The sequence below is a fragment of the Duganella sp. SG902 genome, assembly GCF_013376005.1.
GTDB lineage: Bacteria > Pseudomonadota > Gammaproteobacteria > Burkholderiales > Burkholderiaceae_D > Rugamonas.
Map to the genome: position 1 here is coordinate 500,702 of NZ_JABMJK010000003.1, position 23,396 is coordinate 524,097.

The 23,396-nt window shown below is 61.4% G+C and carries 17 protein-coding genes and 1 tRNA gene; 5 read left to right on the forward strand and 13 right to left on the reverse strand.

The genetic code is table 11. The annotated features are described in order from the left end of the window. Window positions 1-77 precede the first annotated feature (77 nt). Window positions 78-2,162, reverse strand: coding sequence for an aminotransferase class V-fold PLP-dependent enzyme (locus FHW83_RS08855; protein WP_176645972.1), 2,085 nt, complete (start codon window positions 2,160-2,162; stop codon window positions 78-80). Between the two features lie 99 nt (window positions 2,163-2,261). On the opposite strand from FHW83_RS08855, the gene FHW83_RS08860 reads away from it, so the two are divergent. From FHW83_RS08860 to FHW83_RS08870, 3 genes are all read left to right on the forward strand, one after another. Beyond that, window positions 2,262-2,738: an Lrp/AsnC family transcriptional regulator gene (locus FHW83_RS08860; protein ID WP_176645973.1), complete on the forward strand. Its 477-nt coding sequence runs from the start codon at window positions 2,262-2,264 to the stop codon at window positions 2,736-2,738. A gap of 38 nt (window positions 2,739-2,776) precedes the next feature. Beyond that, a complete protein-coding gene (locus tag FHW83_RS08865) occupies window positions 2,777-3,949 on the forward strand; it encodes an HPP family protein (protein WP_176645974.1) in 1,173 nt (390 codons plus the stop codon). An 81-nt stretch (window positions 3,950-4,030) separates the two neighbouring features. Further along, window positions 4,031-5,836 (forward strand): DUF885 family protein, encoded by a 1,806-nt coding sequence (locus FHW83_RS08870; RefSeq protein ID WP_176645975.1) that lies wholly within the window; start codon window positions 4,031-4,033, stop codon window positions 5,834-5,836. A gap of 65 nt (window positions 5,837-5,901) precedes the next feature. Here the strand turns inward: FHW83_RS08870 and FHW83_RS08875 are convergent, their stop codons facing one another. Further along, entirely contained in the window at window positions 5,902-6,321 is a 420-nt protein-coding gene (locus tag FHW83_RS08875) for a thioesterase family protein (RefSeq protein ID WP_176645976.1), read from the reverse strand. A 163-nt stretch (window positions 6,322-6,484) separates the two neighbouring features. Between FHW83_RS08875 and FHW83_RS08880 the strand changes: the two genes are divergently transcribed. After that, a complete protein-coding gene (locus FHW83_RS08880) occupies window positions 6,485-7,837 on the forward strand; it encodes a sensor histidine kinase (RefSeq protein ID WP_176645977.1) in 1,353 nt (450 codons plus the stop codon). Here FHW83_RS08880 and FHW83_RS08885 read toward each other — a convergent pair. Beyond that, window positions 7,818-8,432: an ArsR family transcriptional regulator gene (locus tag FHW83_RS08885; protein ID WP_176645978.1), complete on the reverse strand. Its 615-nt coding sequence runs from the start codon at window positions 8,430-8,432 to the stop codon at window positions 7,818-7,820. The genes FHW83_RS08880 and FHW83_RS08885 overlap by 20 nt on opposite strands. Before the next feature lie 145 nt (window positions 8,433-8,577). Here FHW83_RS08885 and FHW83_RS08890 point away from each other — a divergent pair, with 145 nt between their 5' ends. Continuing rightward, window positions 8,578-9,684: an SGNH/GDSL hydrolase family protein gene (locus FHW83_RS08890; protein ID WP_218106213.1), complete on the forward strand. Its 1,107-nt coding sequence runs from the start codon at window positions 8,578-8,580 to the stop codon at window positions 9,682-9,684. 56 nt (window positions 9,685-9,740) lie between these two features. Here FHW83_RS08890 and rpoC read toward each other — a convergent pair whose 3' ends face one another. The 10 genes from rpoC to tuf form a co-directional block, all read right to left on the reverse strand. Further along, entirely contained in the window at window positions 9,741-13,970 is a 4,230-nt protein-coding gene (gene rpoC / locus FHW83_RS08895) for a DNA-directed RNA polymerase subunit beta' (protein ID WP_176645979.1), read from the reverse strand. Between the two features lie 133 nt (window positions 13,971-14,103). After that, a complete protein-coding gene (gene rpoB / locus FHW83_RS08900) occupies window positions 14,104-18,213 on the reverse strand; it encodes a DNA-directed RNA polymerase subunit beta (protein ID WP_176645980.1) in 4,110 nt (1,369 codons plus the stop codon). Window positions 18,214-18,472: 259 nt separating this feature from the next. Beyond that, on the reverse strand, window positions 18,473-18,850 hold the full coding sequence (gene rplL / locus FHW83_RS08905) for a 50S ribosomal protein L7/L12 (protein WP_176645981.1): 378 nt from the start codon (window positions 18,848-18,850) through the stop codon (window positions 18,473-18,475). 67 nt (window positions 18,851-18,917) lie between these two features. Further along, window positions 18,918-19,439, reverse strand: a complete 522-nt coding sequence (gene rplJ / locus FHW83_RS08910) for a 50S ribosomal protein L10 (RefSeq protein WP_176645982.1) — start codon at window positions 19,437-19,439, stop codon at window positions 18,918-18,920. 252 nt (window positions 19,440-19,691) lie between these two features. Beyond that, on the reverse strand, window positions 19,692-20,387 hold the full coding sequence (rplA, locus tag FHW83_RS08915; RefSeq protein WP_176645983.1) for a 50S ribosomal protein L1: 696 nt from the start codon (window positions 20,385-20,387) through the stop codon (window positions 19,692-19,694). 2 nt (window positions 20,388-20,389) lie between these two features. Further along, window positions 20,390-20,821: a 50S ribosomal protein L11 gene (rplK, locus tag FHW83_RS08920; RefSeq protein WP_176645984.1), complete on the reverse strand. Its 432-nt coding sequence runs from the start codon at window positions 20,819-20,821 to the stop codon at window positions 20,390-20,392. 122 nt (window positions 20,822-20,943) lie between these two features. Next, entirely contained in the window at window positions 20,944-21,558 is a 615-nt protein-coding gene (gene nusG / locus FHW83_RS08925) for a transcription termination/antitermination protein NusG (RefSeq protein ID WP_092281524.1), read from the reverse strand. Continuing rightward, complete coding sequence (secE, locus tag FHW83_RS08930; RefSeq protein WP_176645985.1) at window positions 21,558-21,941, reverse strand: preprotein translocase subunit SecE; 384 nt, start codon at window positions 21,939-21,941, stop codon at window positions 21,558-21,560. The genes nusG and secE overlap by 1 nt, the downstream gene beginning before the upstream one ends. Window positions 21,942-21,976: 35 nt before the next feature. After that, window positions 21,977-22,052, reverse strand: a tRNA-Trp gene (locus FHW83_RS08935). 71 nt (window positions 22,053-22,123) lie between these two features. Beyond that, window positions 22,124-23,314, reverse strand: a complete 1,191-nt coding sequence (gene tuf / locus FHW83_RS08940; RefSeq protein ID WP_176645921.1) for an elongation factor Tu — start codon at window positions 23,312-23,314, stop codon at window positions 22,124-22,126. Window positions 23,315-23,396: the final 82 nt, after the last annotated feature.

Below are 23,396 nucleotides of genomic sequence, written 5' to 3' on the forward strand. Positions count from 1 at the left end.
TACATAACAAAGTCAGCAGTAAGAAAAAGGGCCGCTAAGCGGCCCTGAAAGTGAGGAGAGGAAACTGTTTATATCATTTATGCAGCCAGCGGCAACGGCGTCGCCAGCGCCAGTCCGCCGTTGAGGCTGTAGGCTTGCCGATGGCCGAGACGTCGCATGCAATGCGCCGCTTTCAGGCTGCGGTTGCCGCTGCGGCAGAAGAACAGCAGCGGGGTTTGCTCGGCCTGCAGCCAGACGCTCGCGTGATCGGCGAGCCGGCTCAGCGGCACGCTGTGAGCGCTGCGGCCGGCCCAGGCCGGCGTCACGGCGGCGGCGAATTCATAGGGCTCGCGCACGTCGATCAGCAAGGCATCCGGATGGGCTTGCAGGAAGGCGTCCAGCGCGGCGCTGTCGAGTTGCGCATCGGCAGCCAGCGTTGCCACTGGTTCAGCAATCGAGCAGAACTGATTGTGTTCGTCGCGGGTCGGGCAGAGCAGCGTGCGGCCGGCGCTGACCGCCGCCAGCGCTTGCTGCGCCGGGCGCGCGCTGAAGGCGAAGCGTACCGCGGCGGCCGGCAACCTGCCGTCTTTCGGCGCGCCCAGCAGATAGGCGCGCAGCTCGTCGCCGGCGCCGCACGGCATGCAGGCCAGCGCCTGGCCGCCCAGCGCGATCGCTGGCGCGCTGGCGCCATTGGCCAGCGCGATGGTGGCGGCATGCAGCGGCCAGCCGTACTCGTCCGCGTCCACATGGCGGTTGAAGTGGCGGCCCAGCGCCTCGATCAGCATGGCGCGGCCGGCGTTCGGCAGCGTGCTGACGATGGCTTGCACCTGGTAATTCTGGCAGCGCACATAGGATTCGATGCGCGCCACATGGTCGGGCAGCGGGTCGATGACGATGCAGCCGCGGCTGCCCGCGTCCAGCACCATCCAGCTGCAGGCGCCCTCCACGCCCAGCTGCACCAGGCCGTCATGCGGCACGGCGCCGCGCTCGGACGGGATCAGGCAGCTCGCGCGCAGGGCGGCGCCGCAGCGCTCGATGCGCGCGCAGGCGGCGTCGATGGTGGCCTCATCGGCCAGCGGGCCGAACGACATGCGGATCGCGCCGGCGCTGCGCCACAGCGGCAGGCCCATGGCGTCCAGCACGTAGCTGGGCGCGGCCTTGGACGAGGAGCAGGCGCTGCCGGCGCTGACGCGCACCTCGGCGGCGTCGAACACATCCATCAGCTCGCGGCTGGACAGGCCCGGCACGGCGAAGTTGAGCGTGGTCGGCAACGCCTTGTCGAACGGGTTGTTGAACACCACGCCCGGCAAGGCGGCGCGCAGGCTGTCGGCCAGGCGCGCGCGGAAAGCGCACAGTTCGGCGTTGCCGCGGAAGGTGTCGCCGCGCTCCAGCGCCGCCAGCACCGCGCCCAGCGCCGCAATGCCGGCCATGTTCTCGGTGCCGGAACGCTGGCCGCCCTCCTGGCCGCCGCCCATGATCAGCGGCGTGAACGGCGCGCCGGCGCGCACGTACAGCATGCCGATGCCTTTGGGCGCATACAGCTTGTGACCGGAGAACGGCGCGTAATCGATGCGGGTAGACGACAGATCCAGCTTGAGCTTGCCCAGCGCCTGCACGCAGTCCACCAGCCACAGCGCGCGACTGGCGGTCTGGGCCAGCACGGCCTCGATGCCGGCCAGATCGCTGATGACGCCGGTTTCGTTGTTAGCCGCCATGGTGCACACCATGGCGGCTCGCGGCGCCACCTCGCGCAGCGCCCCCAGGCTATGCGCGCCGTCATGATCGACCGGCAGCTTGTGCAGGGTCAGATTCAGGCCCAGCAGGCGGTTCCAGTGCGCCAGGCTCTCCGGCACGGCCTTGTGCTCGGTCGCGCCATAGACCAGCAGCGAGCCGATGGCCTCGCCAGCGTCGCGGCGCTCGCGCAGCGCCACCAGCGCGGACAACACGGCGGTCTGGATGCCCTCGGTGGCGCCGCTGTTGAACATCAGGCGGCCGTTGCCGACGCCCAGCAGGCGCACGGCGCTGGCGCGCGCCTGGTCGAGGATGGCCTTGGCCTTGAGGCCGGTGGCATGGGTGCTGCTCGGATTGCCGTAGCGCCGGCCCATGGCGTCGTTGGCGGCGGCGATGGCGGCCGGGAGCACAACGCTGGTCGCGTTGCTATCGAGATAGATTTCAGTAGTCATCCGTATAGCTTACGCATTGTGGTGGAAATAGATGTACCAAAGTTTCGCCAAAAAGCCTAAGATGCGGATGATATATACTCTATTTTCTTGATTTTTAGAATGAACCAACTTGACCGCTACGATTACGCCATCCTCGATGCCCTGCAGCGTGACGGCACGCTGTCGGTCGCCCAGCTCAGCGAGCAGATCGGGCTGTCCTCCACGCCCTGCTGGAAGCGCCTGCGCCGGCTGGAGGAGGAAGGGTATATCGAGAACCGCGTGGCCATCGTCAACCGCCGCAAGGTCGGGCTGCCGGTGACCGTGTTCGTCAGCATCCGCATTACCCAGCACGACGAAAACTGGTTCGCGCGCTTTGCCGACGCCGTGGCGGCGCTGCCGGAAGTGCAGGAATTCCACCGCATGAGCGGCGACGTCGACTATCTCCTGAAGGTGGTTACCACCGATATCGAAGGATATGACCGCTTTTACAAGAAGTTAATCAAATCCGTGAAGCTCACCGGGGTCTCCTCGGCGTTCTCCATGGAACAGATCAAGATCACCACCTCGCTGCCGCTGGGTCTGCTTTCGCACCAATAAAGTGCGATAATGCATCTTTTAAATACTTGATTAAACCCATGCGCGCCTTCTTCGCCAGCTGGCTGCCCAGCCCGACCACCGCCAACCGCCGCGAACAGCTGCGCGCCGCCGCCGGCGCCCTGCTCGGCATCATGCTGACCGCCGTACTCAGCAAGGCGCTGCTGCAATCCACCCATGCCGCCGTGTTCCTGGTGGCGCCGATCGGCGCCTCGTCCGTGTTGCTGTTCGCATTGCCGGCCAGCCCGCTGGCGCAGCCGTGGTCCGTGATCGGCGGCAACGTCGTCAGCGGCCTGGTGGGCGCCGCCTGCGTGCGCTGGCTGGGCGATACCCTGCCCTTGCCCCTGCTGGCCGGGGCCGCGTGCGGCGGCGCGATCGCCGCCATGTTCGTCATGCGCTGCCTGCACCCGCCCGGCGGCGCGGTGGCGCTGACCACCGTCATCGGCGGCGGCGTGGTGCAGGCGGCAGGCTTTGAATTCGTGCTGATGACGGTGCTGGCCGACTCGGTGCTGCTGGTGCTGATGGCCATCACCTATAACAACCTGACGGGGCGCGCCTATCCGCATCAGCAGCAACATGCGCACGTCAATCCGCATGCCACCAAGGACGCCGTGCCAACGGTGCGGCTGGGCTTCAAGCCGGAAGACCTGGACGCCGTGCTGCAACAACACAACCAGGTGCTGGACATCAGCCGCGACGACCTGGAATCGCTGTTCATGCAGACCGAGCAGCGCGCCTACCAGCGCCGCTTCGGCATCATCAATTGCGCCGACATCATGTCGCGCGACATCGTCAGCGCCGAGTTCGGCACGGGGCTGGAGGAAGCGTGGCAGCAGATGCGCGCCCACCGCGTGGCCGCGCTGCCGGTGCTGAACCGCGCGCGCCGCGTGATCGGCATCGTCACCCAGACCGATTTCCTGGAACACGGCGGGCTCGACGACTATCGCGGCATCCGCCAGCAACTGCGGCGCTTCCTGCGCAAGAGCGGCGTCACCCATACCGAGAAAGCCGAGGTGGTGGGCCAGATCATGAGCGCCAATCCGACCACGGCGCGCACCGACACGCCGATCGTCGACCTGGTGCCACTGATGGCGGACTCGGGTTTCCATCACATCCCCATCGTCGACCATGAGCAGCGATTTGTCGGCATCGTCACCCAATCCGACCTGGTGGCGGCCCTGTACGAAAGCCGCTTCGCGGAAGCCGCCGCGTAAAAACGCTGATACAAATTTGTCTCCGCGGCGACTGCCCGATGGCTTATGCTATCGGGCAGTTTTTACTTCAGGGAAGACAATATGACGTATCGCACCCTCCTCGCTCCGCTGGCCGCCGCTATCGCGCTGGCCTTCGCCCCCGTCGGCGCCGTTACCGCCGCGCCGGCCGCCAAGGTGAGCGCAGAAGTCGCCGCGGCGGCCCACAAGGCCTTGCTGAACATCGCCGACCAGTACTATGACGCGGTCGCCCGCTTCGAGCCGATCGGCGCCACCGAAAATGGGGACAACCGCTTCGACGACCAGCTGGGCCTGAGCATCGCGCCGGCCAAACGCGCCGCGCAATTCAAGCTGTACCGCCAGTTCGCGCTGCGCCTGAAAGCCATCTCGCGCGAGCAGCTGACCGCGGCCGACCGCATCAACTACGACATCCTGCAATACGAGCTCAACGGCCTGATCGCCATGGAGCGCTTCCCCGAGCACCTGCTGCCGATCAACCAGATGGACAGCATCCCGGTGACGCTGGCCAATTACGCCGGCGGCGAAGCCTCGCAACCGATCGGCACCGTCAAGGAATACGAAGCCTACCTGAGCCGCGTGGCGCAGATGCCGGCGTGGATCGACCAGGCCATCGCCAATATGCGCGCCGGCATCAAGCGCGGCGTGACCCAGCCCAGGGCCATCATGATCTCGGCGCTGCCGCAGTTCCAGAAACTGGTGAGCGCGACGCCGGAAGCCAGCATTTATTACACGCCGATCACCAAGCTGCCGGCCGGCTTCTCCGACGCCGACAAGCAGCGCCTGACCGCCGCCTACCGCCAGACCATCAACGACAAGGTGATGCCGGCGCTGGCGCGCCTGTCCAGCTTCCTCGAAAAAGAATACATCCCGGCCTGCCGCACCTCGACCGGCCTGGGCGCGCTGCCGGACGGCGCCGCCTGGTATCAGGCCCGTGTCGCCAACGCCACCACAACCTCGCTTAAACCCGACGAAATCCACGCCATCGGCCTGAAGGAAGTGGCGCGCATCCAGTCCGAATTTGAAAAGCTCGGCCCGAAGCTGGGCTACACCGGGCCGGCCGCCGGCCTGCCGGTGTGGGTGGCGGCGCAAGCCAAGTTCTACCCGTTCAAGACCGAGGATGAGGTGCAGGCCGTCTACCACAAGCTCAGCGACGTGCTCGACACCAAGCTGCCGCAAATGTTCACCCTGCTGCCAAAGGCCAAGCTGGACCTGCGCCTGGAACCGGAACTGAGCCGCGCCACCGCGTCCGACCACTACACCGCGCCGGCCGCCGATGGTTCACGTCCGGGCGTGTTCTGGTCGGTGGTCAACGATCCGACCAAATATGGCAGCACCGGCATGACCACCCTGTTCCTGCACGAAGGCAAGCCGGGCCACCACTTCCACATCGCCCTGACGCAGGAGTTGAACTTGCCGAACTTCCGCAAGTTCGGCGGCAACAACGCCTTCACCGAGGGCTGGGCGCTGTACGCCGAAACGCTGGGCAAGGAAATGGGCTTGTTTGACGATCCGGCCCAGTACTTCGGCCACCTCAACGACGAGATGCTGCGCGCCGTGCGCCTGGTGGTGGACACCGGCATGCACGCCAAGGGCTGGACCCGCGAGCAAAGCATCCAGTACATGAAGGACACGCTGGGCTACGACGTGGTGGCCAAGACCGAGACCGAGCGCTACATGGCGTGGCCAGGCCAGGCGCTGGGCTACAAGGTCGGTTCGCTGAAGATCCAGGAACTGCGCAAGCGCGCCGAGCAGGCGCTGGGCGACAAGTTCAGCCTGCCGGCCTTCCATGCGGTGGTGCTGGGCGACGGCACCGTGCCGCTGGCCCTGCTGGAGCAAAAAGTCGATCATTGGATCGCCAGCCAGCAATAACGTCGTTCCCGCGCAGGCGGGAACCCATGCTCAGTATGGGTCCCCGCCTGCGCGGGGACGACGTGTTAGCGGGTCAGGGCGTATTGTTTGACCCGCTCTATGACGGCGGCGGGCAGCGCCGTGATCTGCTTGGCGTGGTTGGCAAACACGATCTGCTGGCGTCCGACCGAGACCGGCTTGCCATCCGCATAAAAGCGGAACTCCAGCCAAAACGAGCACTTCCTGACGTCATAAGCGTTCAACTCGCACGAAACTTCCTGGAACGGGAAAGTCTCCCGCAAATAATCCTGCTCCGCGTGCTTGGTGATGAACACGCCCTCCGCCTGCAACATGTCGCGCGATATGCACTCGAAGAACCACTTTTCGCGGCAAATGCCCTGCCATTCGAAGTAACGCGCGAAGTAGGTGTTGCCGTAGGCATTGGAATCCTTGAGGTAAATGGTCAGGGAGTGGACAAAGGTCTGGGTGGTGACTTGCATCAGCATGGGATTCTCCTGAAAGTTGGGTGCCCGACAGCCGGGCAGGACCACTAAAAGGGCGAACCACTGAAAGATGTTTGATCTGGCGCAAAGGCCGTTGCGATAAACAAGCGAGCTCCTTCAGCCCGCGCAATACTGGCCGGACCTGCCAACTCGTCCGGACAGCCCCATGCACTCCCTCTTGCCCGCGGTGGTCTCCCTGCTCTTCCTGTGCTACGGCGGCTACGTGCTGCGCTCGCGCGGAGTGAGCCGCATCAGCCTGACCTTTTTCCTGCTGTGCGGCACCACCTTCTGCTGGCAATTCACCTGGGCCATCCTGTTCCAGATGCATGACGAGCGCGCGGCCTTGTCGCTGGCCAAGCTGGGCTATCTGCTGATCCTGTTCCTGCCGACCACGCTCTACCATTTCATCGCCGAATTGACGGCGCAACAAGGCGAGGGCCGCTGGGTGGCCTTGTCGTACGCCGTGGCCGGGCTGCTGGGCGTGTTGCTGCTGACCAGCGACTGGCTGGTGGCCGGCCTGTACCGCTATTTCTTCGGTTTTTACCCCAAGGCCGGGCCGCTCCACCCGCTGCACCTGGTGCAAACCGCGCTGGTGGCCGGGCGCGGGCTGTGGCTGCTGTACCGGCGCCAGCGCATGGCGGTGTCCATCGAGCGCACGCGGCTGCGCTACTGCCTGGTCAGCCTGCTGATCTACTTCTTCGCCTCGGTGGATTACCTGTGCAACTACGGCGTGGCCTTCTACCCGCCGGGCGTGCTGTTTGTCGCCACCAGCCTCGGCCTGATCGCCCAGGCGATGGTGCGCTACAAGCTGCTGGCCGATCCGCTGGAGGTGGCGGCCACCATCGCCCACGAAATGCGCACGCCGCTGGCGACGATCCGCAACCAGTCGCGCGTCCTCAGCCGCTGCCTGCCGGACTTGCTGACCGGCTACCAGCGGGCGGTCGAGCAGCGCCTCATCACGCCGACGCTGTCCGCCGCGCAGTTGCAATACTTGCATCAACTGCATCAGCACATCGAAACCGAGATCAGCCGCTCCAACTTCATCGTCGACATGATGCTGGCCTCGGCGCGCTCGGGGGCGCTGGCGCGCACCGACTTCGCCAACCACTCGATCAAGAAATGCGTGGACGAGGCGCTGGCCAGCTATCCGTTTGAAAGCTCGATGCGGGATAAGGTGAAGGTGCGCGGCAACGAGGATTTCACCTTCTTCGGTTCCGACGTGCTGCTGGTGTACGTGCTGTATAACCTGTTCAAGAACGCGCTGCACGCGATTAAATCGGCGGGTCGCGGCGAGGTGGAGATTATGCTGGCGGGCCGCCAGTTAATGGTGATGGATACCGGCCCGGGTATTCCCGACGATGTTTTGCCGCACGTATTCGAGCCGTTTTATAGCACCGGCGGCACCGGAATGGGATTGGCGTTTTGCCAGAAAGTGATTACCGCGTTTGGCGGCAAGATTCAATGCGAATCGAAAGCCGGGCGATATACCTGTTTTTTAATCAGCCTGCCAGCTGATTAAAGTCCTCGCCGCTGACCTTTTCCAGATCGGTTTCATCGCCCAATACATAAATCTTTTGACCGCGTAAAACTTCGAGAATAAACGGCTGCTGTTCGCGCAGGCGGCGTTTAAAATCGGGAATCGAATAAAGATTGGGATTGATTTTACGGCGCAATAAACGCTCCGCCACCGGCAGGCGGGATAATAACTCACCGTAGCTGGTGTTATCCCCGATCAGCAGCAATTCCACCGCCGTATCCATGCCCTCTTGTTCCTTGGCGGTGGCGCCATACACGAAGGCCACATTCAACACATGCTGCAGCGGCGCCAGCGCCGAATTCAACACGCTGACCAGGCCGAAGGTTTTCTTCACCAGGCCGCTCAATTCCCCGAACACGATGCAATCCTTGTTGGGCTTGAAGCGGCGCACATTGCCGATCCGCTCAGACACGATCACGCCCGACTCGTGCAGCCGCTTCAGCTCGCGTTGCGCCGATGCGCTACCCAGTCCGGTCAGGCGCATGATCTCATTCAAGTGGAATCCTTGATTGACACGTACAAACAGCAAGCCCAGCAGTTTCTGCTGGGCGGGAGTGAAGAGGGCTTGGGCGATCATGAGCCAAATCTTAGCATGAACACACTGCCGGCTGGCATGTTTCACACCATGTTTAGCTATCAGTCATGCGCGGCCCCACCCATCCCCGATGCACGGTGATAACATCATCGCACACCAACGGAGGATAGGAAGTATGAGGAAACGTATGATGACCGCGCTGATCGGCGCATTGATAGCAAGTTCCGCGATGGCGGAAGAAACCCGCGTCGCCGCAATAAGCAACGCTCCCGCCAACCTGACCGCGCTGCCGGCATCGACGGTTGGCCGCGTGCTGAAGGACGCCGCCAAGGGCTATCAATACCAATGGCCCGGGGTTTATTTCGACGCCGCGTTTGAAGGGCGACAGGTATATTTCAACGTCGGCGCGGGCGATGTCATATTGCGCGTGCTGGTCGATTCCGTTGAAAAAGCCAGGCTGGTTAAGCCGGCCGCCGGCTGGTATCTGGTCGATGGCTTGGATAATGCGGCCCATACCATACGCGTGGAAGCCGTTTCAGAAAGCCAGGCCGGCCCCAATATATTCGGCGGCTTCGCACTGGGTAATAGCGGCAAGGTATTACCCCTGTCGCAACGCGCGCGCCAGATCGAGTTTATCGGTGATTCGCACACTGTAAGTTACGGCAATACCTCGGCCTCGCGCGACTGCACCGAGCAACAGGTTTGGGCCACCACCGACACCTCGCAGGGATTTGGCGCGGTCACCGCGCGGCATTATGGCGCCGATTATCGTATCGAGGCTATTTCCGGACGCGGCGTGGTACGCAATTACAATGGCTTTGCCGCCGATACCCTCCCCGCCGCTTATCCCTATATCCTGTTCAATAAGGCCGACCGGGATAACTCGTCCAATTGGTGGCCCCAGCTGATTGTCATTGCGCTGGGCACCAACGATTTCTCCACACCGCTCAACCCCGGGGAAAAATGGCAGACCAGAGCGGCGCTGCAAGCCGATTATGTGGCCAGCTATGTCGATTTCGTGCGTTCGCTGCGCGCCAGGAATCCGGACGCCTACTTCGTCCTGTGGGCCACGGACGGCGCCAACGGCGAAATCCAGGCCGAGGTCGGCAAGGTGGTGGCGAAACTCAAAGCGGCCGGCGAAGAGCGCGTGCACTTCATGCCGGTCAATGGACTGACCTTCGGCGGCTGCCACTGGCACCCCTCGGTGGCCGACGACCGCACCATCGCAGCCGGCCTGACCGCCTTTGTCGACGCGCATCCGGAAGTGTGGGCGGCAAGAAAAAAGCCGCAATAAACGGGCCCTGAAAAAAAAACGGCACCCGAAGGTGCCGTTTTACGAGGTGTTGAAGCTTACGCTTCGCCGTCGTGCGGAGCCGTTTCGGTGGCTTCCACGTCGGCGCCGGCCATGGCGGCTTTTTCAGCCGCCAGCAGCGCTTGACGCTCTTCCACTTCCCACTGCTCTTTCTCCTTGCGGGCGCGGTGGAAGGCCAAACCGGTACCGCCTGGGATCAGGCGGCCAACGATCACGTTTTCCTTCAGGCCACGCAGACCGTCGCGTTTGCCCATGATCGCCGCTTCGGTCAGCACGCGGGTGGTTTCCTGGAACGATGCGGCCGAGATGAACGAGTCGGTCGACAGCGATGCCTTGGTAATACCCAGCAGCACGTTTTCGTAGGTGGCTGGCAGTTTGCCTTCCGCGGTGACGCGGTCGTTCTCTTCCAGCATCTCCGAACGTTCCACCTGCTCGCCAACGATGTAGTTGGTGTCGCCGGCATTGACGATCTGAACACGACGCAGCATCTGGCGAACGATCACCTCGATGTGCTTGTCGTTGATCTTCACACCCTGCAGACGGTACACGTCCTGCACTTCGTCAACGATGTAGCGCGCCAGCGCTTCGATACCCAGCAGACGCAGGATGTCTTGCGGATCGGCCGGGCCGTCCACGATCATCTCGCCCTTGTTCACCACCTGGCCGTCGTGCACCAGCACTTGCTTGTCCTTGGTAATCAGGAACTCGTGCTTGTTGCCGTCCATGTCGGTGATTTCCAGACGCTGCTTGCCCTTGGTTTCCTTACCGAAGGCAACGGTACCGGTGACTTCCGCCAGCATGCCCGCGTCTTTCGGCGAACGTGCCTCGAACAGTTCGGCAACGCGTGGCAGACCACCGGTAATGTCACGGGTTTTCTGCGATTCGGTCGGGATACGCGCCAGAACCTCACCCACGGACACTTGCTGGCCATCTTTCACCATGATCAGCGCGCCAACCTGGAAGCCGATCGCCACGGCGTGTTCGGTGCCGGCGATCTTCACTTCGTGGCCATCTTCGTTCAGCAGTTTCACCTGCGGACGCATGGTCTTGGTCAGCGAACCGCGACGTTTCGCGTCGATCACCACCAGGGTCGACAGACCGGTCACCTCGTCCACCTGACGGGCTACGGTCACGCCTTCCTCGACGTTCTCGAAGCGCACCGTACCGGCGTACTCGGTAATGATCGGACGGGTCAGCGGATCCCAGGTCGCCAGGGCGGTGCCGGCTTTGACAGTCAGGCCATCCTTGACGATCAGGGTCGCGCCGTACGGCACTTTGTGGCGCTCGCGCTCACGGCCGTGGTCGTCGGTGATCAGCACTTCGCCCGAACGCGAGATGACGATCTGCGCGCCCTTGCCGTTGGTCACATAACGCATGGTCGAGGTGAAGCGGATGGTGCCGTTCGACTTGGCTTCCACCGACGACGCCACCGCCGCGCGCGATGCCGCACCACCGATGTGGAAGGTACGCATGGTCAGCTGGGTACCCGGCTCGCCGATCGACTGCGCCGCTACCACACCCACCGCTTCGCCGGCGTTGACCAGCAGGCCGCGGCCCAGGTCGCGGCCGTAGCACTTGGCGCACAGGCCGTAGCGGGTGTCGCAGGTCAGCGGGGTGCGTACTTTCACCTCGTCGATGCCCAAGCGCTCGATCTCTTCCACCATGTCTTCGTCCAGCAGGGTGCCGGCTTCGTACAGGGTTTCCTGGGTTTCAGGATTGATGACGTCGGTGCCCGCCACGCGGCCCAGAATACGGTCGCGCAGGGCTTCGATCACTTCACCACCCTCGACCATCGCCTTCATGACGGTGCCGTTGGCGGTGCCGCAATCGTCCTCGATCACCACCAGATCCTGGGTCACGTCGACCAGGCGGCGGGTCAGGTAACCCGAGTTCGCGGTCTTCAGTGCCGTATCCGCCAGACCTTTACGAGCGCCGTGGGTCGAGATGAAGTACTGCAGAACGTTCAGGCCTTCGCGGAAGTTCGCGGTAATCGGGGTTTCGATAATCGAACCGTCCGGTTTCGCCATCAGACCACGCATACCGGCCAGCTGGCGGATCTGCGCGGCCGAGCCACGCGCGCCCGAGTCGGCCATCATGTAAATCGCGTTGAACGATTCCTGGGTCGACTTGGTGCCGTCACGCTTGATGACGTCTTCCACTTTCAGCTGGTCCATCATGGCCTTGCCGACTTCGTCGGAGGTCTTGCCCCAGATGTCCACCACCTTGTTGTAGCGTTCGCCGGCGGTCACCAGACCGGAGGCGTACTGCTGCTCGATCTGCTTGACTTCCGATTCGGCGGTCGAGATCAGGGTTTTCTTCTGAGGCGGCACCAGCATGTCGTCCACGCAGATCGAGATACCGGCGCGGGTCGCCAGGCGGAAGCCCGACTGCATCAGCTGGTCGGCGAACACCACGGTGGCGCGCAGGCCGCACTTGCGGAACGAAGTGTTGATCAGCTTGGAAATCTCTTTCTTCTTCAGGGCGCGGTTCAGCACCGAGAAAGGCAGGCCTTTCGGCAGGATTTCCGACAGGATGGCGCGGCCAACCGTGGTCTCGTAACGGGTCACGGTGCGAACGAACTCGCCCGTCGCTGGATCTTTTGGATGCTCAACGATACGTACGGTGATACGGGTGGTCAGTTCCACTTCCTTGTTGTCGTAGGCACGGATGACTTCCGACACGTCAGGGAACAGCATGCCTTCGTTTTTCGCATTGATCGCTTCGCGGGTCGCGTAGTACAGACCCAGCACGATATCCTGCGAAGGAACGATCGATGGTTCGCCGTTCGACGGGAACAGGATGTTGTTCGAAGCCAGCATCAGGGTGCGGGCTTCCATCTGTGCTTCGATCGACAGCGGAACGTGGACCGCCATCTGGTCACCGTCGAAGTCAGCATTGAATGCCGCGCAGACCAGTGGGTGCAGCTGGATCGCTTTGCCTTCGATCAGGACTGGCTCGAACGCCTGGATACCCAGACGGTGCAGGGTTGGTGCACGGTTCAGCATGATCGGGTGTTCGCGGATCACGTCTTCCAGGATGTCCCAAACGACAGGCTCCTGGATTTCGACCAGCTTCTTCGCTGCCTTGATGGTCGTGGCCAGACCCATCAGTTCCAGCTTGTTGAAGATGAATGGCTTGAACAGTTCCAGCGCCATCAGCTTCGGCAGACCGCACTGGTGCAGTTTCAGCTGCGGACCCACCACGATGACCGAACGGCCCGAGTAGTCGACGCGCTTGCCCAGCAAGTTCTGACGGAAGCGGCCGCCCTTACCTTTGATCATCTCAGCCAGCGATTTCAGCGGACGCTTGTTGGCGCCGGTCATCGCTTTGCCGCGACGGCCGTTGTCCAGCAGCGAGTCCACCGCTTCCTGCAGCATGCGCTTTTCGTTGCGCGTGATGATCTCTGGAGCGCGCAGCTCCATCAGGCGTTTCAGACGGTTGTTACGGTTGATGACGCGGCGATACAGGTCGTTCAGGTCCGAGGTCGCGAAACGGCCGCCGTCCAGCGGCACCAGTGGACGCAGTTCCGGCGGCAGCACCGGCAGCACTTCCATGATCATCCACTCAGGCTTGATGCCCGAACGCTGGAACGCTTCCAGCACTTTCAGACGCTTGGCGTATTTCTTGATCTTGGCTTCGGACTTCGATTCCTTCAGTTCCACGCGCAGGGTCTCGGCATCGCGGTGGATGTCGATCGAGCGCAGCAGTTCGCGGATACCTTCAGCGCCCATGAAGGCGGTGAAGTCGTCGCCGTACTCTTCGTACTTGGCGGCGTAGTCGTCTTCCGACATGATCTGGCATTTCTTCAGCGGGGTCATGCCTGGATCGGTCACGACGTACGCCTCGAAGTACAGCACGCGTTCGATATCGCGCAGGGTCATGTCGAGCACCATGCCCAGACGCGACGGCAGCGATTTCAGGAACCAGATGTGGGCGGTCGGCGAAGCCAGTTCGATGTGGCCCATGCGCTCGCGGCGCACCTTGGCCAGCGTGACTTCCACGCCGCATTTTTCGCAGATCACGCCGCGGTGTTTCAGGCGCTTGTACTTGCCGCACAGGCACTCGTAGTCCTTGATCGGGCCAAAGATCTTGGCGCAGAACAGACCGTCGCGCTCAGGCTTGAAGGTGCGGTAGTTGATGGTTTCCGGCTTTTTGACTTCGCCGTAGGACCACGAGCGGATTTTTTCAGGCGAGGCGAGACCGATCTTGATCGCGTCAAAGGTCTCGTTCGTCTGTACTTGCTTGAATAGATCGAGCAGGGCTTTCATGTATCACTCCAGGTAGTGATTAAATTCAATGTCGTCGTCCCGGCGCACGCCGGGACCCATGCTGAGCGCGCATCACGTTCGCTCAAAATCAGCATGGGTTCCGGCTTTCGCCGGAACGACAGCGGCTGATGTCTTAGTTGCGTTCCAGGTCGATATCGATACCCAGGGAACGGATCTCTTTCACCAGCACGTTGAACGATTCCGGCATGCCGGCATCGATCACGTGATCGCCCTTGACGAGGTTTTCGTACACTTTGGTACGGCCATTCACGTCGTCGGACTTCACGGTCAGCATCTCTTGCAGCACGTACGAGGCGCCGTACGCTTCCAGTGCCCACACCTCCATCTCACCGAAGCGCTGGCCGCCGAACTGGGCTTTACCACCCAGCGGCTGCTGCGTCACCAGCGAGTATGGACCGGTCGAACGCGCGTGCATCTTGTCGTCGACCAGGTGGTGCAGTTTCAGCATGTGCATCACGCCCACGGTGACCTTGCGCTCGAACGCTTCGCCGGTGCGGCCGTCGTACATCGTGACCTGATTCTTCGACGGCGTCATGCCCAGGTGGTTGGCGATCTCGTCCGGGTAAGCCAGGTCCAGCATGCGGCGGATTTCTTCCTCATGCGCACCGTCAAACACCGGCGTCGCGAACGGCACACCACGCTTCAGGTTGTGCGCCAGCTTCATGATCTCTTCGTCGTCGAACTGGTCCAGATCTTCCGGACGGCCGGTTTCGTTGTAGACGGTGGTCAGATACTTGCGCATCTCTTCCACTTTGATCTGCTGCTGCAGCATCTCGCCGATACGGATGCCCAGGCCCTTCGCCGCCCAGCCCAGGTGGGTTTCCAGGATCTGACCCACGTTCATACGGGACGGAACACCCAGCGGGTTCAGCACCACGTCGGCCGGGGTACCGTCCGCCATGTATGGCATGTCTTCCACCGGCACGATACGCGAGACCACACCCTTGTTGCCGTGGCGGCCCGCCATCTTGTCGCCCGACTGCAGGCGGCGTTTCACGGCCAGGTAAACCTTGACCATCTTCTGCACGCCAGGTTGCAGCTCGTCGCCCTGGGTCAGCTTCTTGCGCTTCTCTTCGAAGGCCAGGTCGAACTGGTGGCGCTTCTCGTTGATCGATTCCTTGATCGCTTCCAGCGCGGTGGCGGCGGCGTCGTCCGCAGGGCGGATGTCGAACCAGTGGTACTTGTCCAGATCGTCCAGGTATTCCTTGGTGATCTTGGCGCCTTTCGCCAGCTTCTTCGGACCGCCGTTGACGGTCTGGCCGATCAGCATCTTCTCCAGACGCTGGAAGGCGTCGCCTTCGACGATACGCATCTGGTCGTTCAGGTCCAGGCGGAAGCGCTTCAGTTCATCGTCGATGATCTGCTGGGCGCGCTTGTCGCGCACGATGCCTTCGCGGGTGAACACCTGGACATCGATCACGGTGCCGACCATGCCCGAAGGCACGCGCAGCGAGGTGTCTTTCACGTCCGACGCTTTTTCACCGAAGATGGCGCGCAGCAGCTTCTCTTCCGGGGTCAGCTGGGTTTCGCCCTTCGGCGTCACTTTACCGACCAGGGTGTCGCCGGCCTGCACTTCGGCGCCGATGTACACGATGCCCGATTCGTCCAGGCGCGCCAGCTGGTTCTCGGCCAGGTTCGAGATGTCGCGGGTGATTTCTTCCGCGCCCAGCTTGGTGTCACGCGCAACCACCGACAGCTCTTCGATGTGGATCGAGGTGTAGCGGTCGTCCTTGACCACGTTTTCCGAGATCAGGATCGAGTCTTCGAAGTTCAGACCATTCCATGGCATGAAGGCCACGGTCATGTTCTGGCCCAGCGCCAGCTCGCCCAGGTCGGTCGATGCGCCGTCGGCGATCACGTCGCCACGGGCCACGCGGTCGCCGCGCTTGACGATAGGACGCTGGTTGATGTTGGTGTTCTGGTTGGAACGGGTGTACTTGATCAGGTTGTAGATGTCCACGCCGACTTCGCCCGCTTGCGCTTCGTCGTCGTTCACGCGGATCACCACGCGGCCCGCATCGATGTAGTCCACGATACCGCCGCGGACCGCCTGCACGGTGGTGCCGGAGTCGACCGCCACGGTGCGCTCGATGCCGGTGCCGACCAGCGCCTTTTCAGGACGCAGGCAAGGCACGGCCTGACGCTGCATGTTGGCGCCCATCAGTGCACGGTTCGCGTCATCGTGTTCCAGGAATGGAATCAGCGAGGCTGCCACCGACACGATCTGGCCTGGCGCCACGTCCATGTACTGCACGCGCTCCGGCGACACCAGGATGGTTTCGCCGGCTTCACGCGACGACACCAGTTCGTCGACCAGCTGGCCTTCGTCGTTCACCTTGGCATTCGCCTGGGCGATGATGTAGCGGCCTTCTTCGATCGCCGACAGGTAGTCGATCTGGTCGGTGACCTTGGAGTTCTCGACCTTGCGGTACGGGGTTTCCAGGAAGCCGTATTCGTTCAGGCGGGCGTACAGCGCCAGCGAGTTGATCAGGCCGATGTTCGGGCCTTCAGGCGTTTCGATCGGGCACACGCGGCCGTAGTGGGTCGGGTGCACGTCGCGCACCTCGAAGCCGGCGCGCTCGCGGGTCAGACCGCCAGGGCCCAGGGCCGAGACGCGGCGCTTGTGGGTGATTTCCGACAGTGGGTTGGTCTGGTCCATGAACTGCGACAGCTGCGACGAACCGAAGAACTCGCGGATGGCGGCCGAGATCGGCTTGGAGTTGATCAGGTCGTGCGGCATCAGGTTGTCGGCCTCGGCCTGACCCAGACGCTCCTTGACGGCGCGCTCAACACGCACCAGGCCGGCGCGGAACTGGTTCTCGGCCAGCTCGCCCACGCAACGCACGCGGCGGTTGCCCAGGTGGTCGATATCGTCGACCTCGCCGCGGCCATTGCGCAGCTCGACTAGGATCTTGATCACGGCCAGCACGTCTTCGTTCGACAGCGTCATGGCGCCGGTCAGTTCATCGCGGCCGATGCGGCGGTTGAACTTCATGCGGCCCACGGCCGACAGGTCGTAACGGTCGGCGCTGTAGAACAGGCCGTTGAACAGGGCTTCCACCGACTCCTCGGTTGGCGGTTCGCCAGGACGCATCATGCGGTAGATGGCGATGCGGGCGGCGGTCTGGTCGGCGGTGTCGTCGATGCGCAGGGTCTGCGAGATGTAGGCGCCCTGGTCCAGATCGTTGGTGTACAGGGTCTGGATGTCGGTCACGTTGGCTTCGCGCAGGCGGCCCAGTACCTCTTCGGTCAGCTCATCGTTGGCGTTGGCGATCACCTCGCCGGTGTCGGCGTCGACGATGTTCTTGGCCAGCACGCGGCCCACCAGGTAGTCTTCCGGTACCGAGATGTGTTTCAGGCCGGCGGCGTCAATGTCGCGTACATGCTTGGCATTGATACGCTTGTCCTTCATGACGATGGTCTTGCCGGTCTTCGGATCGACGATGTCGAAGCGCGCGACTTCGCCGCGCAGGCGTTCGGCCACGAATTCCATCTCCGCGCCTTCCGAGCGCAGGTGGAAGTTGTCGAATACGAAGAAGTTGGCCAGGATCTGCTCTGGCGTCATGCCGATCGCCTTCAGCAGGATCGACACCGGCATCTTGCGGCGGCGGTCGACGCGGAAGTACAGGATGTCTTTCGGGTCAAACTCGAAGTCCAGCCACGAGCCGCGGTAAGGAATGATGCGGGCCGAGAACAGCAGCTTGCCGGACGAGTGGGTCTTGCCGCGGTCGTGCTCGAAGAACACGCCGGGGGAACGGTGCAGCTGCGAAACGATCACGCGCTCGGTACCGTTGATGACGAACGAACCGGTGGAGGTCATCAGGGGCAGCTCGCCCATGTAGACTTCCTGTTCCTTCATTTCTTTGACGACCGGCTTGGTCGGCGATTCCTTGTCCAGGATCACCAGGCGCACCTTGGCGCGCAGCGGCGACGCGAAGGTCAGGCCACGCAGTTGGCATTCCTTGACGTCAAAGGCGGGGTCGCCCAGCACGTACGACAGGAATTCGAGACGCGCAAAACCATTGTGCGAAACGATGGGGAAAATCGAGGTGAAGGCCGACTGCAGGCCATCGTTCTTGCGCGCGGACGGGGCAACGTCTTCTTGCAGGAAGCTGTGGTAGGACTCGAGCTGGGTAGCCAGCAGGAACGGAACGTTGTGAACGTTGGCGCGCTTCGCGAATGATTTGCGAATGCGTTTCTTCTCAGTAAATGAGTAGTGCATGGACACTCCGTGAGTGACAGAAAGGGAAAAAATTTCAGGTTTAGCCTGTGTGGCGTAGGCTGTCTGTCACACAGACGAAACCTGAAACTTCTACCATTTCCAGCTGATTCAATTGGGACTGCAACGTCAATACAACGCTACAAATACGACACAGACGACAAAGGAGCCAAAGCCGAAAGTTTCCCCTCTTTCAAGGGGAAACTTCCGCAGCTTTGGCTCGTGGCGCTAACTATGAGCTGTTAGCGGCCGGTACAACGAATTACTTCAGGTCGGCCTTGGCGCCAGCTTCTTCCAGCTTCTTCTTAGCGGCTTCAGCGTCAGCTTTCGACAGGGCTTCTTTCACGGTCTTCGGTGCGCCGTCAACCAGGTCTTTGGCTTCTTTCAGGCCCAGACCGGTGATTTCGCGAACGGCTTTAATCACGCCAACTTTGTTTGCGCCAACTTCCGACAGAACCAGGTTGAACTCGGTCTGTTCTTCAGCGGCGGCAGCACCGGCAGCGGCGCCGCCAGCAGCTGGAGCGGCCATTGCAGCAGCCGAAACGCCGAACTTCTCTTCGAATGCCTTCACCAGTTCGTTCAGGTCCATCACGGACATTTCGCTCACTGCGTTCAGGATGTCTTCTTTGCTAATTGCCATTTGAAACTCCAATAATTTTTTGATTCGTTAATTCAGAATGCTACTTGAGAAAAAAACCGGCCGGCAATTAAGCGGCTGGAGCTTCTGCTTCCGCAGGAGCGCCTTCGGATTTTTTCGCTGCCAGAGCAGCCAGACCACGTGCAAAGCCCGACACCGGAGCCAGCATAACGCCCAACAGCTGCGAGATGAGGACTTCACGGCTAGGAATGCTCGCCAACGCGGCAACACCAGCTTTATCCAGCTGCTTGCCTGCGTAGTTACCGGCGGTGATGACCAGCTTGTCGTTGGTTTTAGCGAAGTCAGCGATGACTTTAGCTGCAGCAACGGCGTCGTCCGAGATCGAGTAGATCAGCGGACCGGTCATGGCATCTGCCAGCGGGGCGAACTGCGTGCCTTCAACGGAGCGACGAGCGAGGGTGTTTTTCAACACTCGCAGGTACACGCCTTGAGCGCGCGCTTTGGCACGGAGTTGCGTCAAGTGAGCAACCTGGATGCCACGATACTCGGCCACGACGATAGTTTGCGCAGTTGCTACTTTTGCGGAAACTTCGGCAACAACGGCCTTTTTGTCATTCAGATTGAGACCCACGGTCAATCTCCTTAAATAATGACCAGCTTGAGTGCCGGCCATCGGTTCGAACAACGGCGTCCGAGGTTAGGAGTCCAATGGACTGCAAAACTTGATCGGGAACACCATCTGCGTTGGGTGAGACATTCAATTAACCTCATGCCTACCAGATGCACTTGGCCCAACGGTCTTTGATTGCGGCCGCCGCTTGCGCGGCAACCATCCCAAAGAACTGCGCCGGGCGGTTCAGCCCAGCGACTTGATACTTGAAACTTAAGCTGCCAGGGTCGCCTGGTCGACACGGACGCCAGCGCCCATGGTCGACGAGATCGACACTTTACGCAGGTACACGCCTTTGGACGAAGCTGGTTTAGCCTTGTTCAGGGCGTCGATCAGCGCGTTCAGGTTGGTCTTCAGGTCGGCGTCCGAGAACGACTTGCGGCCGATGGTCGCGTGGATGATACCGGCTTTGTCGGTACGGTACTGAACCTGACCGGCTTTGGCGTTTTTCACGGCGGTGGCGACGTCAGGGGTCACGGTGCCGACTTTCGGGTTAGGCATCAGGCCGCGCGGGCCCAGGATCTGACCCAGGGTACCAACGATACGCATGGTGTCTGGCGAAGCGATGACGATGTCGAAAGGCATGTCGCCAGCTTTGACGCGCTCGGCCAGGTCTTCCATACCGACCACGTCGGCGCCGGCCGCTTTGGCGGCTTCGGCCTTGTCGCCCGAAGCGAACACGGCCACGCGAACGGTTTTACCGGTGCCGGCTGGCAGAACCACGGAACCACGAACAACCTGGTCCGATTTCTTAGGATCCACGCCCAGCTGTACCGACACGTCGATCGATTCGTTGAACTTGGCGGTGGCCAGTTCCTTGATCAGCGCGACGGCGCTGTCGAACGAGTAGTTCTTGGTGGTGTCAACTTTGGCCTTGATGGCTTGTGCGCGTTTGGACAGTTTTGCCATGATTACAGACCTTCCACGGTGATGCCCATCGAACGTGCGGAACCAGCGATGGTGCGTACGGCAGCATCCAGGTCGGCAGCGGTCAGGTCAGGGGTTTTCAGTTTAGCGATTTCTTCAGCTTGCGCGCGGGTCAGCTTGCCTACCTTGTCGGTATGCGGCTTGCTCGAACCTTTTTGCACGCCCGAGTGCTTCTTGATCAGGAAGGTCGCTGGCGGGGTCTTCATCACGAAGGTGAACGACTTGTCCGCGAAGGCGGTGATCACCACAGGGATCGGCATGCCTGGTTCCATACCTTGGGTCTGCGCGTTGAACGCTTTGCAGAATTCCATGATGTTCAGACCGCGCTGACCCAGTGCCGGGCCGATCGGTGGGGATGGGTTTGCTTTACCAGCTGGCACTTGCAGCTTGATAAAACCAATGATTTTCTTTGCCATGATGGCTCCTGTCTTGGATATGAGTAGTAGCGCCCCACCATGCGAAAAATGCAGGGCGGGGCTCCTCTTGTGCCAGATTAACTAGGGTTTTGACACCGTCGCCCGTTCTGGCGAACGGTTGTTTATACTTTTTCGACCTGGCCGAATTCGAGCTCGACTGGCGTTGCGCGGCCAAAAATGGTGACCGAGACGCGCACTTTCGATTTCTCGTAGTTGACTTCCTCGACATTGCCGTTGAAGTCGGTGAACGGACCGTCCTTGATGCGGACTTGCTCGCCCACCTCGTACAGCACCTTAGGCCGTGGCTTCTCGACGCCTTCCTGCATCTGCTGCATGATCTTGTCGATCTCGCGCGCCGGAATCGGGGTCGGCTTGTTCGACTTGCCGCCGATGAAACCGGTCACCTTGCTGGTGTTTTTCACCAGGTGCCAGGTCTCGTCGGTCATTTCCATCTCGACCAGCACGTAGCCAGGGAAGAAACGACGTTCGGTGACCGACTTCTGGCCATTGCGCACTTCGACCACTTCTTCGGTCGGCACCAGGATCTGGCCAAACTGGTCTTGCATGCCGGCACGCTCGACGCGCTCGGTCAGCGCGCGCTGCACGCTCTTCTCCATGCCGGAATACGCATGTACAACGTACCAGCGCTTGTTGCTCACCGGTACGCTGATTGGCGCTGCGCCAGCGTCTTGCTCAGGGACCGCGCCCTGAGCGTCGTCTTGCACATTTTCGCTCATTATTTTCGTATACCCAGAAGGATGTCGTATAACAGGAATTCCAAGGTCTTATCCGTGCCCCACAGGAACACCGCCATCACCAGCACAAAGGCAAACACGATGCCGGTGATCTGCATGGCTTCGCGACGGGTAGGCCACACGACCTTTTTCGTCTCGCGAACGGCCTCTTTGGCGAAATTCAGGAAATCACGGCCAGTCGACGAAGTCCACAAGATCAAAACGGCAAAAGCCAAACCAGCCACAAGTGCGCCTGCGCGTACCAGAGCTGGTTTGTCCGACAGGTAGTAAAACCCTATCACGCCTGCGATTGCCACGACGATTGCCGCTACAACCTTAATCTTGTCATTCGACGTGCTGACGGTCTGCACGGATTGATTAGACATTTATATTTACTTTCGGTGCCCTGCACCAGATTCGGTGGCAGGGGCGGAGGGCCTCGAACCCCCAACCTTCGGTTTTGGAGACCGACGCTCTGCCAATTGAGCTACGCCCCTACATAAACCTCAAAACTACAAAGGAGTCGGATTATACCACCCGGACACCCGGGTGGCAATCTTACTTCCTATTAGGCGATGATCTTGGCGACCACGCCTGCGCCCACGGTACGGCCACCCTCACGGATAGCGAAACGCAGACCTTCTTCCATCGCGATCGGGTTGATCAGCTTGACGGTGATCGACACGTTGTCGCCTGGCATAACCATTTCTTTGTCCGCTGGCAGTTCGATCGAACCGGTCACGTCGGTGGTACGGAAGTAGAACTGTGGACGATAGTTGTTAAAGAACGGGGTGTGACGGCCGCCTTCATCTTTCGACAGAACGTAGATCTCGCCGGTGAAGTGGTTGTGCGGCTTGATCGAACCTGGCTTGGCCAGAACCTGACCACGCTGAACGTCTTCACGCTTGGTGCCGCGCAGCAGCAGACCAACGTTGTCGCCGGCTTGACCCTGGTCCAGCAGCTTGCGGAACATTTCCACGCCGGTGCAGGTGGTTTTCACGGTGTCGGTGATGCCCACGATTTCGATCTCTTCGCCGACCTTGATGATGCCGCGCTCAACACGACCGGTCACCACGGTGCCGCGGCCCGAGATCGAGAACACGTCTTCCACTGGCATCAGGAAGGTGCCGTCAACTGCGCGCTCTGGGGTCGGGATGTACGAATCCAGGGCTTCGGCCAGTTGCATGATGGCCTGTTCGCCCAGCGGGCCGGTGTCGCCGTCCAGCGCCATACGGGCCGAACCTTTGACGATCGGCAGGTCGTCGCCTGGGAACTCGTATTTCGACAGCAGCTCGCGCACTTCCATTTCCACCAGTTCCAGCAGCTCGGCGTCGTCCACCAGGTCGCACTTGTTCAGGAACACGATGATGTAAGGAACGCCAACCTGACGCGCCAGCAGGATGTGCTCGCGGGTCTGTGGCATTGGGCCGTCAGCGGCCGAGCACACCAGGATCGCGCCGTCCATCTGCGCGGCACCGGTGATCATGTTCTTGATGTAGTCGGCGTGGCCTGGGCAGTCAACGTGAGCGTAGTGACGGCCGGCGGTTTCGTACTCGACGTGGGCGGTGTTGATGGTGATGCCGCGTGCTTTTTCTTCTGGAGCAGCGTCGATCTGGTCGTAAGCTTTAGCTTCGCCGCCGAATTTTTTCGACAGAACGGTTGCGATCGCAGCGGTCAGGGTGGTCTTGCCGTGGTCGACGTGGCCGATGGTGCCGACGTTAACGTGCGGCTTGGTCCGCTCGAATTTCTCTTTTGCCATTTTAGACTCCTAACGATTTGGTGTGATTGGCAGGGAACCCTGCCCAACTGTCTTTGATAGTGCTGCCGTACTGCCGTATTGC